The 14,024-nt window shown below is 73.6% G+C and carries 13 protein-coding genes and 1 riboswitch; of the genes, 2 read left to right on the plus strand and 11 right to left on the minus strand.

Features of this window, described 5'->3' with window-relative positions; translation table 11 throughout:
• Nucleotides 1-83: 83 nt before the first annotated feature.
• Together ABZ939_RS03820 and ABZ939_RS03825 are read right to left on the minus strand one after the other, a co-directional pair.
• Nucleotides 84-1,160, minus strand: a complete 1,077-nt coding sequence (locus ABZ939_RS03820; RefSeq protein WP_361848768.1) for a nitronate monooxygenase — start codon at nucleotides 1,158-1,160, stop codon at nucleotides 84-86.
• Complete coding sequence (locus ABZ939_RS03825; protein WP_361848771.1) at nucleotides 1,157-1,777, minus strand: flavodoxin family protein; 621 nt, start codon at nucleotides 1,775-1,777, stop codon at nucleotides 1,157-1,159. The genes ABZ939_RS03820 and ABZ939_RS03825 overlap by 4 nt, the downstream gene beginning before the upstream one ends.
• Before the next feature lie 123 nt (nucleotides 1,778-1,900).
• Between ABZ939_RS03825 and ABZ939_RS03830 the strand changes: the two genes are divergently transcribed.
• Complete coding sequence (locus ABZ939_RS03830; protein WP_361848774.1) at nucleotides 1,901-2,509, plus strand: TetR/AcrR family transcriptional regulator; 609 nt, start codon at nucleotides 1,901-1,903, stop codon at nucleotides 2,507-2,509.
• A gap of 99 nt (nucleotides 2,510-2,608) precedes the next feature.
• On the opposite strand, the gene ABZ939_RS03835 is transcribed toward ABZ939_RS03830, so the two are convergent.
• The 6 genes from ABZ939_RS03835 to ABZ939_RS03860 form a co-directional block, all read right to left on the minus strand.
• Nucleotides 2,609-3,010 (minus strand): transglycosylase SLT domain-containing protein, encoded by a 402-nt coding sequence (locus ABZ939_RS03835; protein WP_361849131.1) that lies wholly within the window; start codon nucleotides 3,008-3,010, stop codon nucleotides 2,609-2,611.
• A 285-nt stretch (nucleotides 3,011-3,295) separates the two neighbouring features.
• On the minus strand, nucleotides 3,296-4,162 hold the full coding sequence (locus ABZ939_RS03840) for an ECF transporter S component (RefSeq protein ID WP_361848777.1): 867 nt from the start codon (nucleotides 4,160-4,162) through the stop codon (nucleotides 3,296-3,298).
• Nucleotides 4,159-6,144, minus strand: coding sequence for an ATP-binding cassette domain-containing protein (locus ABZ939_RS03845; RefSeq protein ID WP_361848780.1), 1,986 nt, complete (start codon nucleotides 6,142-6,144; stop codon nucleotides 4,159-4,161). The genes ABZ939_RS03840 and ABZ939_RS03845 overlap by 4 nt, the downstream gene beginning before the upstream one ends.
• Nucleotides 6,141-7,232, minus strand: coding sequence for an energy-coupling factor transporter transmembrane protein EcfT (locus ABZ939_RS03850; RefSeq protein ID WP_361848783.1), 1,092 nt, complete (start codon nucleotides 7,230-7,232; stop codon nucleotides 6,141-6,143). Before ABZ939_RS03850 ends, ABZ939_RS03845 begins: the two co-directional genes overlap by 4 nt.
• Entirely contained in the window at nucleotides 7,229-7,909 is a 681-nt protein-coding gene (locus ABZ939_RS03855) for an SCO2322 family protein (protein WP_361848786.1), read from the minus strand. Before ABZ939_RS03855 ends, ABZ939_RS03850 begins: the two co-directional genes overlap by 4 nt.
• Nucleotides 7,906-9,162, minus strand: a complete 1,257-nt coding sequence (locus ABZ939_RS03860) for a prenyltransferase/squalene oxidase repeat-containing protein (protein WP_361848789.1) — start codon at nucleotides 9,160-9,162, stop codon at nucleotides 7,906-7,908. The genes ABZ939_RS03855 and ABZ939_RS03860 overlap by 4 nt, the downstream gene beginning before the upstream one ends.
• Nucleotides 9,163-9,237: 75 nt before the next feature.
• Nucleotides 9,238-9,369: riboswitch (cobalamin riboswitch) on the minus strand.
• Between the two features lie 138 nt (nucleotides 9,370-9,507).
• On the opposite strand from ABZ939_RS03860, the gene ABZ939_RS03865 reads away from it, so the two are divergent.
• Nucleotides 9,508-11,181 (plus strand): serine/threonine-protein kinase, encoded by a 1,674-nt coding sequence (locus tag ABZ939_RS03865; RefSeq protein ID WP_361848792.1) that lies wholly within the window; start codon nucleotides 9,508-9,510, stop codon nucleotides 11,179-11,181.
• A gap of 44 nt (nucleotides 11,182-11,225) precedes the next feature.
• Here the strand turns inward: ABZ939_RS03865 and ABZ939_RS03870 are convergent, their stop codons facing one another.
• The 3 genes from ABZ939_RS03870 to ABZ939_RS03880 all read right to left on the minus strand — a co-directional run bounded on the left by ABZ939_RS03870 (nucleotide 11,226) and on the right by ABZ939_RS03880 (nucleotide 14,013).
• The gene (locus ABZ939_RS03870; RefSeq protein WP_361848795.1) at nucleotides 11,226-12,263 is read right to left on the minus strand and encodes an MBL fold metallo-hydrolase; all 1,038 of its coding nucleotides are present in this window, start codon (nucleotides 12,261-12,263) and stop codon (nucleotides 11,226-11,228) included.
• Between the two features lie 136 nt (nucleotides 12,264-12,399).
• Entirely contained in the window at nucleotides 12,400-13,569 is a 1,170-nt protein-coding gene (locus ABZ939_RS03875) for a hypothetical protein (RefSeq protein ID WP_361848798.1), read from the minus strand.
• Nucleotides 13,570-13,680: 111 nt separating this feature from the next.
• A complete protein-coding gene (locus ABZ939_RS03880; protein WP_361848801.1) occupies nucleotides 13,681-14,013 on the minus strand; it encodes a hypothetical protein in 333 nt (110 codons plus the stop codon).
• Between the last annotated feature and the right edge of the window lie 11 nt (nucleotides 14,014-14,024).

A 14,024-nucleotide genomic window follows, 5' to 3' on the forward strand; every position in this document is an offset into this window, starting at 1 on the left:
GGGGGCCGGGGTCCGGGCCGCGCGGCCCGAGGGTCGGGGCCGCGCCTCGGGGGCCGCGCTGCGGGGTCGGCCGTCCCGTCCCGTCAGTGCCCGAGCCGCTCCTCCGCGTCCGCGACCAGCTCCGCCAGATACTCCGCCGCGGAGGTCCCGGTGGCGAGGGCAGCCGCCTGCCCGGCCCACAGGTTCACGTACTCGGGCCGCCCCTGCGCCCCCGCCGCCCGGCGGATGGGCTGCATCAGCGTGTTCTGTACGGGGTACGGCGGGACGTGGTCCTCGTGGGCCGCCATGTCGCGGACGAAGCCGTTCGGGATGCCACGGGCCGTGCGGCCGGAGAAGAGGCGGGTCAGCACCGTCGTACGCGACTCGGGCGTGCCCAGCACCGCCTTGTGGACCGCGCTCGCGCCCGACTCGCGCGTGGCGAGGAAGCCCGTACCGATCTGGACCGCGTCCGCGCCGAGGGCGAGCGCGGCCGCGATCCCGCGGCCGTCGGCGATCCCGCCCGCCGCGACCACCGGCACCGCGACCGCGTCCGCCACCTGGGGGACCAGTGAGAACGTGCCGACCAGGGACTCCCGTACCGGAGCCAGGAACGCGCCCCGGTGGCCGCCCGCGTCGCTGCCGGACGCGATGATCGCGTCCACGCCCGACCGCTCCAGGGCCACGGCCTCCGCGACCGTCGTCGCCGTGCCGATCAGCGCGATGCCCAGCCGCCGCGTCTCCTCGACGAGCCGGCGCGACGGCAGCCCCATCACCAGGGTGATCACCGGCGGCGCGGCGGCCAGCAGGGCGTCCGTCTGCGCCTCGAAGTCCGGCCACGCCGCCACGTCGGCGGCGGTCGGCGCGGTCACGCCGAGTTCGTCGTAGTACGGCTTCAACCGCGCCACGTCCGCGGCGAGTTCGGCTTCGGACGGCCGCAGTGCCGTCTCGCCCTCCAGCGGCACCCACAGGTTCACCGCGAACGGCCGGTCGGTGCCCGCCTTCAGCCGGGCCACCAGGTCCGTGATCTCCTCCGGGGCGAGGATGTGCGCCCCGTACGAGCCGAGCCCGCCGCCCTCCGAGACCGCGACGGCCAGCTCGACCGAGGAAAGGCCGCCGCCGAACGGGCCCTGGACGATGGGCAGTCCGATACCGAGGAGATCGCCGAGCCGGCCCGGCCTCACGCCGTCACCGCCAGGGCGCGCTCGGCCTCGCGGCCCAGGGCCTGGCGCAGCGCCGCGCGCGCGACGCGTTCGCCCAGGTGCCGGGCCGTGCGCAGGTCGGACTCGCCGGGCGCCTGCTCCGGGCCGAGGTCGGAGGGGGACTGGGCCATGGCGCCGACGAAGCCGCCGAGCCGGTTGAGGTCCTCGGGGCTGCCCCCGGAGGAGTAGATCCAGCCGGGCGCCAGGCCCAGCGGCACCCACGTCATGCCGTGCTGGGCGGCGAAGACGGTCAGGGACAGCAGGGCGTTGTCCTTGTTGCCGTTCACCCCGGCCGAGTTGGTGAATCCGGCCGCGAGCTTGTCCTGCCAGCCCCGCTCGGCCCAGACCGGCGCGCTCGCCTCGGCGAACCGCTGGAAGACGGCCGATGTCGAGCCCATGTAGGTGGGCGAGCCGAAGACGATCGCCTCGGCCGCGTCGAGGGCGGACCAGAGCGCGTCGTCGAGGGTCGACACGTCCCGCAGATCGGCATGGACTCCGGGCACGGAGCCCGCGCCCTCGGCCACCGCGGCCGCCTGGCGGGCCGTGTGGCCGTACCCGCTGTGATGGGCGACGACGACGGTGATGGGTACGGCGGACATGCGCAGCCTCCTGCATCGCGGCGGGCCGGGCGCCCGCCGATGCCGAGGACACTAGACGACCGGTCAACTAAAAGGCCAGAGCGGGCGGCCTCGGAATAGTTGACCGGACGTATAGTGACCGCCATGGGACGCACCAGCACGGCACGCGAACGGCTCCTGGAAGCCGCCGGTGACCTCATGCACAGCCGCGGCTACAGCAGCCTCGGCGTCGCCGAGATCTGCGCCCGCGCCGACGTGAAGAAGGGCAGCTTCTACCACTTCTTCGAGTCCAAGCAGGCTCTCACCGTGGAGGTCGTGGATGCCTACTGGGAGGGCGAGCGCGCTTGCTGGACCGGCGAGCTGGCCGGCCCCGCGCCCGCCCTCGACCGGCTCCACCGCCTGCTCGACGCCATGGCGGCCGTCCAGCGGCGCATGAAGGAGACCTCCGGCACGGTCGACGGCTGCCTGCTCGGGAACCTCGCCCTGGAGCTGAGCACCCAGGAGCCCGGCGTCCGGGCCCGCCTGGAGGAGATCTTCGACGAGCAGATCGCCCTGGTCGCCGCCGTCCTCGCCGACGCGGCGGCCGACGGTGCGATCCCGGCGGACCGCGCCACGGCCGCGACCGCCCGCGCGGTGGTCGCCCAGGTGGAGGGCATGGTGCTCCTCGCCAAGCTCAAGAACGACCCGGCGGTCATGGACGACCTGTGGCCGCACGCCCTGATGCTGCTGGGCGCGACGGCGCAGGGCTCCTGAAGCGTTCCTGAAACGCCGCAGGTTCCTGAAACGCCGCAGGCCCCGCCCCTCCGGAAGGAGGGCGGGGCCTTGCGGGAGCGCGGCTGCCGGCGGTGACTCTTAGTACCAGCCGTTGGCCTGCCAGAACGCCCAGGCGGCGTTCGGGGAGCCGTAGCGCTCGTTCATGTAGTTGAGGCCCCACTTGATCTGGGTGGCCGGGTTGGTCTTCCAGTCCGAACCCGCCGAGGCCATCTTGGAGGCCGGCAGGGCCTGGACCAGGCCGTACGCGCCGCTGGACGAGTTGGTGGCGGAGGGGTTCCAGCCGGACTCGTGGGCGACGATCTTGCTGAAGGACTGGTACTGCGAAGCCGGGACGATCTGCTTGGCAATCTCCTGCGGAGTCGCGGCCGAGGCCGTGGACGTCGTGCCGAGCACCGCACCCGAGGCGCCCAGCAGCACGGCTGCGGAGGCGGCGAAGGTCTTCTTGCGGGACGAGACACGAGTGGAGAGCGAGCGGAACACGAAGCGACCTAACGTCGGGGACATGGGGCGCGCCGGGCGTTTTCGGCAAGCCGGAACCAGAGCCCGGGGAATCCGGATCCTGGGGGAATCGGCCTGTCCGAGGCGCTGCGCTGGAGCGCTGCTGCCTGGCGACGTCCACCAGAGAAGCAGGGCCGGTACGCCGACGCAACGACCCCCAGTACGAGGCGGATTCGGACCCACCCCTGAGGGCGTGGGGTCGGGTGTACGGCGTTATCGCAGGTCGCGACCGCCTATGGGGTGATTTGCGGGGGTCTGAACCCTCTCCTAGGTCGCTTCGTACGTGACGTGGGTCTCGTGGGGCGCCTCACCCTGGCGAGGCCCTTCGGGGGCCTCGAATGTGACCTGGGCCTCGAAGTTCGCCCGTCGCGTGGCCCGCCGGAGCGCCTTGAGGAGCGTCCCGCCGACGGTCAGCGTGAGGACGACGGTGAGAGCGGCCCGGCCGAGGTCCCAGCCGAGGGAGGTGGCGAGGACGTACGCGAGGAAACGGACCAGGTTCTCCTGGACGGGGTCGCCCGGGACGAAGGAGATCCCCGAACCGAGTCCGCCCACCGTGACCCAGCCGTACAGATTGGTGACGGTGCCGTACGCGAACGCCGCCAGGAACCCGTACGCCGACAGCATCAGCAGCTCGGCCCGGCCCCGGATCCGGTCCGGCCCCGGCAGCAGGCCCGCGCCCATCGTGAACCAGCCCATCGCCAGCATCTGGACCGGCATCCAGGGGCCCACACCGCCCGTGAGCAGGGCGGACGCGAACATCGTGACCGCGCCGAGGACGAAACCGAACCCCGGCCCGAGGACCCGGCCGCTCAGCACCATGAGGAAGAACATCGGCTCCAGGCCCGCCGTCCCGGCCCCGAGCGGTCGCAGCGCCGCCCCCACGGCGGCCAGCACGCCCAGCATCGCGACCGCCTTCGCGTCCATCCCGCAGTCCGCGATCGTCGCGACCACGACCGCGATCAGCAGGGGGAGCAGGGCGGCGAAGAACCAGGGGGCGTCGGCGGCGTGCGTGGTGACGGCGGAGGCGCCGTCCGCGAAGAGGGGCCAGCCGATGGCGATCAGCCCGATGAGGGAGACGAGGACGAGCGCCGCGACGGAACGGGGCCCGAGCCGGACGGGTCCTCGGCCGCTCACAGCGCCTCCTTCACTTGCTCCACCGTGAGCCACGGCCCCGGAGCGAGGATCTTGGCGACCTGAGGGGAGAAGGCGGGGGAGGAGACGACGACCTCGGCCGTCGGACCGTCCGCGACGACCTCGCCGCCCGCCAGGATCACCACCCGGTGCGCCAGCTCGGCGGCCAGCTCCACGTCGTGCGTGGCGAGCACGATGGCGTGGCCGGCGGCGGCCAGCTCGCGCAGATGCGCGACGAGACGGGCCTTGGCCGCGTAGTCGAGACCGCGGGTCGGCTCGTCGAGGAGGAGGAGCGGGGGGCGTCCGGTGAGGACGACGGCCAGGGCGAGCGCGAGGCGCTGGCCCTCGGACAGGTCGCGGGGGTGGGTGTCGTCCACCACGCCCGGCAGCAGCTCGGACACCAGGGCCCGGCAGGTCCCGGGGGCGGCGTCCGCGTCGGTGTCGGCGGCGGAGCATTCGGCGGCGACGGTGTCCGCGTACAGCAGATCGCGCGGTTCCTGGGGCACGAGCCCCACCTGCCGGATCAGCTCGCGCGGATCGGTCCGGTGCGGGACCCGGCCGCCGACGAGGACGGTGCCGGAGGTGGGCGCGATCATGCCGACGAGGGTGTTGAGCAGGGTGGACTTGCCGGCGCCGTTGCGTCCCATGAGCGCGACGGTCTCGCCGGGGGCGAGGTGGAGGTCGACGCGCCGGAGCGCCTCGACGCGACCACGACGGACGCCGAGGGCGCGGACGTCGACGAGGGCGGTGGGGGCGGGGGCGGGGGCCTGGGCGCGGCTGGGCTGCCGCCGGAAGCGGAGGATTCCCCCACCCCACCCCTTCCCGAAACCCTGCCGGGGGCTGGGGACTGGTTGATCTCCGGGGGCTTCCGCCCCCGCCCCCCGCCGAGCGGCAGCTTCGCGCCGCAGGGGGTGGGCATCCGGCCCGGTGGGTGCGGCGGCTTCGCGCCGCTGTGGCTGGGCTTCCGGCGTGGTGGGGTCGGTAGCTTCGTGCCGCTGCGGCTGGTCATCCGGCTTCGCGGGCTCGGCCGCTTCGTGCCGCAGGGCAGTCGGTGCCGCCGGTGCGCCTGGGGCTTCGTGCTCCGTCGGGTGGTGGTGGGGGGCGGGTGAAGTCAGCCCCGGCGGCGTTTGAGGCGTGGGGGGCTGGGGGTGGAGGCACCGGTTGGCGTTCCTCGGTGCCGCGGTCTCCAGGGCGGTGCGCAACGTGCTCGCTCGGCGGCGGGCGTCGCGGACTGTCAGGGGGAGGGGGGTCCAGCCCGCCAGGCGGCCCAGGGCCACCACCGGGGGGTGGACCGGCGAGACGGACATGATGTCGGCGGGCGGGCCCATGACCCCGTCCGGCAGCAGAAGAACCTGGTCCGCGTACTGGACCACCCGCTCCAGGCGGTGCTCGGCCATCAGGACCGTCGTGCCCAGGTCGTGCACCAGGCGCTGCAGCACCGCCAGGACGTCCTCCGCCGCCGCCGGGTCCAGCGCGGACGTCGGCTCGTCGAGGACCAGGACCTTGGGGTGCGGGGTCAGCACCGAGCCGATCGCCACCCGCTGCTGCTGGCCGCCGGAGAGCGTGGCGATCGGCCGGTCGCGGAGCTCCGCCAGGCCCAGCAGGTCCAGGGTCTCCTCCACCCGGCGTCGCATCACCTCCGGCGCGAGGCCCAGGGACTCCATCCCGTACGCCAGCTCGTCCTCGACCGTGTCCGTGACGAAGTGCGCGAGCGGGTCCTGGCCCACCGTGCCGACCACGTCCGCCAGTTCACGCGGCTGGTGCGTCCGGGTGTCCCGGCCCGCGACCGTGACCCGCCCGCTCAGCGTGCCGCCCGTGAAGTGCGGGACGAGCCCCGACACCGCGCCGAGCAGCGTCGACTTGCCGACCCCCGACGGACCGACCAGCAGGACCAGTTCGCCCTCCGGGACCGTCAGGCTCAGGTCCTTCAGGGTGGGCGCGCCGGCGTCCCCGTACGTCACCGAGACGTTCTCGAACCGGATCACGAAGACTCCTTGGGTACAGGGGCGACGAACGCGGGCACCAGGCCCACCAGCAACGACACGGCGGGCCACAGCGGAAGCTCCGGTGCGACGAGCGGGACGACGCCGGGGTGCAGCGCCTCGTACGCGTAGCCGTTCGCCCAGATCATCAGCGCCGCCACCGCAACGCCCGAGCCGGCGACCAGCCATGCCCGCACCCCCCACCGGTCGGGCCGGTACCGGGTCCGTACGGCCCGGCGCCCGCCCAGCCGGAGCCCCGCCATGGCCGCGACGAGACCGGCGACGACCAGCGGCAGCCCGTACGCCGCGCCCTGCGCCGCCAGCAATCCGTACGACCCGGCACACACCCCGAGCAGTCCGCCGAGCGTCAGCACGTTCGTCGTCCGCCGCACGGCCGCCGGCACCTGGGCCGTACGCCCGTACCCGCGGGCGTCCATCGACGCCGCCACCGCGATCGACCGCTCCAGCGCGCCCTCCAGGACGGGCAGGCCGATCTGGAGCACCGCCCGGATCCCGCCCGTGGGCCGCCCCCGCAGCCGACGGGCCGTGCGCAGCCGCACCACGTCCGCGACCATGTTCGGCGCGAACGTCATCGCCACGACGACGGCGACCCCGGCCTCGTACAGCGCGCCCGGCAGCGACTTGAGCAGCCGCGCCGGATTGGCGAGCGCGTTCGCGGCGCCCACGCAGATCAGCAGGGCCGCCAGCTTGGCCCCGTCGTACACCGCGAACACCACCTGCTCGGCGGTGACCCTGCCACCGATCCGTACCCCCTGGGCCCACTCCGGCAGCGGCACCTCCGGCAGTGCGAACAGCTCGGTCGTCCCCGGGATCGACGAGCCGAGGGCGACCGAGAAGACCACCCGCAGGAACACCACGAACAGACCGAGCTTCACGAACGCCCCGTACGAGCGCGCCCAGGGGGCGTCCGTACGGCGGGCCGCGACGACATAGCCCGCGACCGCGACGATCATTCCGAGGAGGAGCGGGTTGGTGGTACGGGAGGCGGCCACGGCCAGTCCGAGCGCCCACAGCCACCAGGCGCCGGCGTGCAAGGCGTTGGAGCGGTTCGCCTCGGGGGCACGGATCATGCGCGGCGGCGCGCCTTCCAGACCGCGGCGCCACCGAGCGCGAGCACGGCCGCCCCGCCCACGACGATCCCGGCGGAGGGACCGCCGTCCCCGTCATCCGCCTTCTGGGTGGCCGACAGCGTGGGATTCGTGGCGGGCGTCGCCGCCGGTGCCGACGGCTTCGACTCCGCCACCTGCTCGCCGCAGCCCTTCGCCGGATACCCGGCGATCCCGCAGAGCAGGGCCGCGCTGTCGTACCGCAGAGGCTTCACCACCGCGGCCAGCGCCTCCGCGCCCGTCGCGTCCTCGCGGACCTGCGCGCAGCCGGTCTTCAGCGCCGGAGCGGGCGGCGTCTCGCCCTCGGGGGCGTCCGCCGCCGAACCGAAGTCGACGACGACCGCGATCCGCTTGGTCTCCGCCTTCTTCTCCACGCCGCCGCAGATAGTCGTGAAGGCGGGAGCGGCGGAGGGCCGGGACGCGTCGGCGGAGTCGTTGCTGAGCGCGAAGCGGAAGCCGATCGCATCCCCGTCCGCGGGCCGGGCGGTCGCCGGGCCCTGCGTCGCGTACGCCCAGGTCCCGCTGCCGTCGCTCTCCCAGAACGACCAGTACCGGTAACCCGCGGCCTGCGCGGGAGCGGCGACGGCCAGCGTCAGGACGACGGAGCCGGCGGCGCCCAGGAGCCTGGCCGCGATCCTCACTTCTTGCGCCCGCTCAGCAGGAAGCCGATCCCGACGCCGACGACCATGCCGATGCCGATGATCCACCACAGGTCGAAGGAGCCGGAGTCCCCGTTCCCCTCGCTCGCCGACGGGGTCGCGGACGGGACGGTCTGCGGCGCGGGGCCGGTGGCGTTCAGCTCCTTGACGAGGTCGACGGAGCCGAAGGCGCGCGGGTCGGTGCGCATCGCGTTCGCGGCGAGGACCAGCTGGGCGTAGGCGGCGGGGCCGCTCTCCTTCGCCCAGGCGGCGGAGTTCTGCTGCAGCCAGGTCAGCGCCCCCTCCGCCTCCTTCGTGGCACCGCTCGCGGCGAGCGCGACGACGGCGTCGGCGGTGTTGCCGTAGTCGGGCAGCTCGGTCGGGTCGGTGGCGCCGGGCATCGGCGGCGTGTTCAGGTGACCGGTCCCGGCGAGCGCTCCGGCCAGGTAGGACGCGCCGTTCCGGGCGGCCCGCTCGACGGTCGGCTTGGCCAGGTCCGTGCAGGTGGGCGCCTGCGCGGGCGTCACGGAGCGGGCGGCGACGCTCTTGCCGATGCCGGCGAGCGCGGCGGCCGCGGTGGCGTCGGCGTTGGCGAGGAGCTTGCCGTTCTTCTCGGGCTGGTACGCGAAGGCACCCGCCCCGTCCTGTGTCGCGCACGGGATGGCGAAGGAGAGCAGCGCGTCGTACGGCGTCCTGCCCTCGGCGGACTTCACCTCGCCCGGCTTCTGGCCGAGCGCGGCGAGCGCGCCGATCACGATGGAGGTGGAGTTGGCGTCGCTCGGGCTGCCGGGGTTGTAGCCCCAGCCGCCGTCCTTGTTCTGTACGCCCTTCAGCCAGCCCGCGGCGGCGTCGACGGCCTTGCCGATCTTCTCCTGGTCCGTGCTGCCGGGCTTGACCGCGGAGAGGGCCTGGACGGCGACGGCGGTGGCGTTGGTGTCCAGCATCGTCGCCGGGTCACAGGGCTTGGCCGGGTCCGGGCGGTACGAGGCGAAGGCGCCGCTCTCGCACTGCTGGCCGCTCAGCCAGGCCACCGCCTGCTCGGCCGGCTGCACCCCTTGGGTCCGCTGCGCGATGAAGGCGAGCGACTGGCGCCAGACACCGTCGTACGTCGGGTCCTTCGTGCCGTAGAGACCTGCGGGTATCACGGGCGCGGGAGTGGGCGTGGGCGACGGTGCGGCGGTCGCGGCGGGAGCCACGACGGTGCAGAGCACCGCGGCGGCTGCGAACGCGGCGGCGCCGCGGCGGACGGTGGTCATGCGTGCTGGCCTCTCCTGGGGCCGGGCACCGGCACGCTCAAGGCACCAGGCTCGGCTCCGTATTCCTCGACGGTGCCGGCGGTCACGTCCCGCGCGGGGCATTCCGACTGACCACCAGGGGTGGCTCACGGTTGCGGGTCAGTGCCGGATTTGCACCGGCTTCCCCCCGTACGGGCATGATGACGACTCGCACACTCTACCGGCCCGTACCCCGCCCGCCCGGTGGGTGAGCGGCTTCACACGCTCCCGTCCCGGGGGCGGTGCCGCTGTGCCATGCTGACTGACGCTCACGTGACGGGCGTTCACGTGGGGGACGACGTGGATGGCGTCTCACGGGGGTGTGGCATGCAGCCGTTGACCACGACCGATCCGCGCCGGGTGGGCGCGTACCGGCTGCTGTACCGCCTGGGGGAGGGCGGCATGGGCCGCGTCTACCTCGGCCGGTCGCCTGGCGGCCGGACGGTCGCCCTCAAGGTGGTGCACGGGACGATCGCCGGCGACCCGGGCTTCCGTCGGCGCTTCGCCCGCGAGGTCAGGGCCGCCCAGTCGCTCCGAGGGGCCGGGACCGTGCCGGTCCTGGACGCCGACCCGGAGGCGGAGGTGCCCTGGCTCGCCACGGCGTACGTACCGGGGCCCGCGCTCTCCGACGCCGTCATCGGCCACGGGCCGCTGCCCCAGGAGGCCCTGTGGCGGCTGCTCTCCGGACTCGCGAAGGCGCTGGAGGGAGTGCACGGGGCGGGTCTCGTGCACCGGGACGTCAAACCGTCCAATGTGCTGCTCTCCCAGTCGGGGCCGCTGCTCATCGACTTCGGCATCGCCCGGTCCGCCGACGAGACCGCGCTGACCGGGACCGGTCTGGTCGTGGGGTCGCCCGGCTACATGTCGCCGGAACAGGCGGAGGGCCGGACCGTCGGCCCCGCGGCGGACGTGTTCTCCCTGGGAGCGGTCCTGGCTTTCGCGGCGACCGGGCGCGGGCCGTTCGGCGGCGGGTCGGTGGCCGAACTGCTGTACCGGCTCGTGCACCACGAACCGGACCTCGACGGGGTCGGGGGCCGGTTCGGGGAACTGGCCCGGCACTGCCTGGCCAAGCGGCCCGAGGACCGTCCGACGGTCACGGAGCTCGCCGCCGGGACCGAGGAGCGGGCGGGCACGGGCCCCTGGCTGCCGGCGCCCGTGGTCGCCGCCATCGCGCAGAAGGCGGAGGAGCTGCTCAACGCGGAGGCGGAGGAGCTGGAGGAGGAAGCGGAGCACGTCGTACGGCAGCGGGCGTCCGGGGCGGTGTCCGGACCGGCTCACCAGTCCGCGTCTGGACCGGCTCACCAGTCCGCGTCCGGGGCGGCGTCCGGACCGGCTCACCAGTCCGCGGCGGGGGCGGTGGCCGGGTCGGCGCACCAGCCGGCCTCCGGGCCGGACGCGGTGGCCACCACCGCGCTTCCCCCGCACACCCCGCCGCCGACAGCGGTCCTTCCCGGCCGGCCGCCGGCCGGGCCGGCCCGCGCTCGTGCCGCGTCGTCGGCCGCGTCCTCCCGGCGGAAGGTCGCGATCAGGGCCCTGACCATGGGTCTCGGCAGACCCCTCTACGGGCTGTTCTTCCTGATCCCGGTCGTCGTCCTTCTCATCGGAGGCTTCGACCTGCTGGACCGGGCGGCGCAGTACCCCTCCGAATCGGAGCAGCAGAGCGGCGCGCACCAGTGGGCCATGAACGACGACTGGTGGCGCTTCCCCGTGACGCTCGTGCTGTTCGGCGCGATGGCCTGGCTCCACGTCTACCGGAAGCGGCTGATGACCGTGCCGCCCGTCAGGGTCCGGCTGTGGTCGGCCGGGATCGGCCTGTACTGGATCGCCCTGATCGCGGGCACGACCCTGCACCTGACATGGTTCATGATCGTGCACGAGGGCATGTCCTACGAGGCCGGTGAGCACCCCTTCATCTGGGTGGCCATGCCGATGATCATCATCGGGGCGGGGGTCTCGCCCGTCCTGCTGATCGCGTCCGTGCTCCGGATCGTGAGGGCCTGAGCCGCCCGTCGTCACGGCGCGCGTGCCGTCGTCGGGCCGGGGGCTCACACCGCCACGTACGCCACCGGATCCGTGCCCTGCGCCACCTCCGCGCGGCCCAGCTTCACCAGCCGTCGCACATGGGCCTCGGCCTCGCTGACCGCGATGTTCCTGGAGCCGTACGGGATCTGCTCCCAGGGCCTGTTCCACTCCATGCGCTCGGCGAGCTGCCACGGTGTGAGCGGGGTCGCCAGCAGGCCGAGGAGGCCGGTCAGCCGTTCCTCGTGGTGGTCGAGCAGTTCCCGCACCCGGCCGGCCGCGTCCGCGAAGGCGTACTGGTGGGCGGGGAGCACCTCGGCGACGCCGAGCCGCCCGATCCGCTCCAGCGAGTCCAGGTAGTCGCCCAGGGGGTCGGTGACGGTGGAGTCGTCCGGGTCCTCGTAGAGGCCGATGTGCGGGGAGATGCCGGGCAGCAGATGGTCGCCGGAGAAGAGCCGGCCGTGGCCGGGCAACCGCGCGGGGTGCTCCTCCTCCAGATGGAGGCAGACGTGGCCGGGTGTGTGACCGGGCGTCCAGATCGCGCGCAGCCGCCGCCCGGCGAGGTCGAGCAGCTCGCCGGGAACGATCTCGCGGTCGGGGAGGGCCGAGCGGAGCCCGGGCAGGGTCCGGGTCCGGCCGGCCGAGCGGGCGGCGAGGAGCGGGGCGATGTGCTCCTCGGGCGCGCCGACCGTGGCCAGTTTGCGGGCGAGGTAGCCGAGCCAGGTGCCGGGCTCGGACTCGCGGGTGCGGCGGACGACGGCGGTGTCGGCGGCGTGCATCGCGATCCACGCGCCGGACTCCTCGCGGACCTTGCCCGACAGGCCGTGGTGGTCGGGGTGGTGATGGGTGATGACGACGCCGTGGACGTCCCGTACGGATGTGCCCAACGCGGCGAGCCCGTCGGAGAGTTCGGTCCAGGAGGCCGGATCGTCCCAGCCGGTGTCGATCAGAACGGGGCCGCGGTCGGTGTCGAGCACGTGGACCAGGGTGTGGCCGAGCGGGTTGTCGGGGATGGGGACCTGGATCGACCAGACGCCTCCGCCGTGTTCGGTCACCTGCGTCATCGACTCCCCGATCCCGCTGCTCGAACCCACGATTACTGGAACGCGTTCCAATAGTCGCCCAAGTCTACTTCCTTGCAAAGAGGTTGGGCCCCGACACCGACCAGGTCGGCGCCGGGGCCCCGGGGGCCGGTACGGCTCAGGCGCCGTTCACGGTGTTGATGACGCCCACGGCGTTGGCGTCGTGCGTGGCGGAGAACAGGTCGTCGGTGACGCGCTCCCCGGTGGTCGCGTCCTCGTGGACGTGGCTGTTGGAGCCGATGATCTGCGGGTTGTAGGCCAGCAGGCCGATGAACATCGGGCCGCCGCTGGCGCCCTTGCCCATGTCGCAGTCGATCTTCAGCCGGTCGTCCGTGGGCCACCACGGGTCGGCGTCCTCGGTGTTGCCGCGGCAGTACATCATCCGCTCGGCGTCCATGTCCGTGCGGTGGTAGCCCTCGCCCGGGTAGCCGACGGAGAAGACGTCGTCGTAGTCGGTGACGTTGCCGAACTGGTAGCCCAGCGCGCCGATCGCGTCCTGGATGTTGCCGTACAGGGAGTCGGGCTTCAGCACGACGGCCGCCATGTCGCCCTCCTGGTAGTCCCGGTAGGCCGTCCAGTCGTTCGGGGCGTACAGGTGGTCGTAGTACCAGGTGCCCCAGGGGCGCTGGCCCTCCGCGGTGCCGTCACCCTTGTAGCCGGGGACGAACTCGATGTTGGTGAACCAATTGGTGCCGCCGCCCCCGGTGCCCAGGTGCACGCAGTGGCCCGCGGTCCAGAGGGTGTTCTTGTTGTTCGAGACGATGACCGAGGCGGTGCACGTCCCGTTGGTGCCGTCGGGCTTCGTGAAGAACAGCTTGCCGACCACCACGTTGGGGATCGAGGTGGAGTACGGCACGTCCTGCGCGACGGCGACCTCGGTCGCGGCGGCGGAGGCGGTGGAGGAGGTCTCCGCGGTGGAGGTCGTCGAAGACGTCGCCGCGACCGGGGAGATCTGCGGGCTCGTCGCGGGCCGCGCCGCGTCGGCGACCGCGGTGACGGCCGCGAGGTTCGCGCCGGAGGGCGTCGCGGGGAGGCGGTCGGCCTTCTCGCGCTTCGGGCCGGCCTTGAGCATCGGCTCCGGGTTCGCGAGGGCTTCCCTGGTCCGCTCGGGCGTCCAGTAGGCCTTGATCTCCTTCACCGACTGGGTGCTGACGTGCTTGTCGACCCGGGAGTTCGTGGGGGCCGGGGGCTTCGCGGCGCCGTCCTGGGCGGTCGCCGAGGGGGTGAGCAGGCCTCCGAGGAGGGCTGCGGAGCACGCCGCCACGGCGGCTGCGCGGTGCAGTCTCATGTGTTTCTTTCCGTCGGTCACGCACAGAATGGCGTGAGCATGTCACTCGATGGCCGGGCGGGTGAGGGCGCGCCCGGGTGGGGGTTCAGGGGGGCGGAGGGGAGGGAGGGGCTACCAGCAGTCGGGGTCGAAGAGCCCGGACTTCCAGGAGGCGCATGCGCTCACGCCCATGTCGTCGGCCGCCGGGTCCGCGAACCTGATGCGGTCCCGGGACCATCCGCGCTCGATCTCCTGGGTGCTCATCGCCGTGGTGTCGGGGCGGTTCTCGCCGTGCGCGGCGAGAAGCTCGCCCCAGGCGTGGATCATCTCGTCCCTGGTCGGCGGCGCCGCGGTGTGGGTGTCCACCGCCGCGTCCATCTCCTCGGCCGACACCGCGAAGCCCAGGCATCCGCAGGCGACGAGGGCCAGCACCGCCGCGAGGACCACTCCGCGCCTGCTTGCCATGCCCCACCTGT

The organism is Streptomyces sp. NPDC046712 (assembly GCF_040645695.1).
In the GTDB taxonomy this organism is placed as follows: domain Bacteria; phylum Actinomycetota; class Actinomycetes; order Streptomycetales; family Streptomycetaceae; genus Streptomyces.

What these genes read in the sequence shown, in the direction of transcription:
- ABZ939_RS03860 (WP_361848789.1), bottom strand. Translation starts at nt 9,162, where the DNA reads ATGACCACCGTCCGCCGCGGCGCCGCCGCGTTCGCAGCCGCCGCGGTG.
- ABZ939_RS03880 (WP_361848801.1), bottom strand. Translation starts at nt 14,013, where the DNA reads ATGGCAAGCAGGCGCGGAGTGGTCCTCGCGGCGGTGCTGGCCCTCGTC.
- ABZ939_RS03870 (WP_361848795.1), bottom strand. Translation starts at nt 12,263, where the DNA reads ATGACGCAGGTGACCGAACACGGCGGAGGCGTCTGGTCGATCCAGGTC.
- ABZ939_RS03825 (WP_361848771.1), bottom strand. Translation starts at nt 1,777, where the DNA reads ATGTCCGCCGTACCCATCACCGTCGTCGTCGCCCATCACAGCGGGTAC.
- ABZ939_RS03865 (WP_361848792.1), top strand. Translation starts at nt 9,508, where the DNA reads ATGCAGCCGTTGACCACGACCGATCCGCGCCGGGTGGGCGCGTACCGG.
- ABZ939_RS03850 (WP_361848783.1), bottom strand. Translation starts at nt 7,232, where the DNA reads ATGATCCGTGCCCCCGAGGCGAACCGCTCCAACGCCTTGCACGCCGGC.
- ABZ939_RS03830 (WP_361848774.1), top strand. Translation starts at nt 1,901, where the DNA reads ATGGGACGCACCAGCACGGCACGCGAACGGCTCCTGGAAGCCGCCGGT.
- ABZ939_RS03875 (WP_361848798.1), bottom strand. Translation starts at nt 13,569, where the DNA reads ATGAGACTGCACCGCGCAGCCGCCGTGGCGGCGTGCTCCGCAGCCCTC.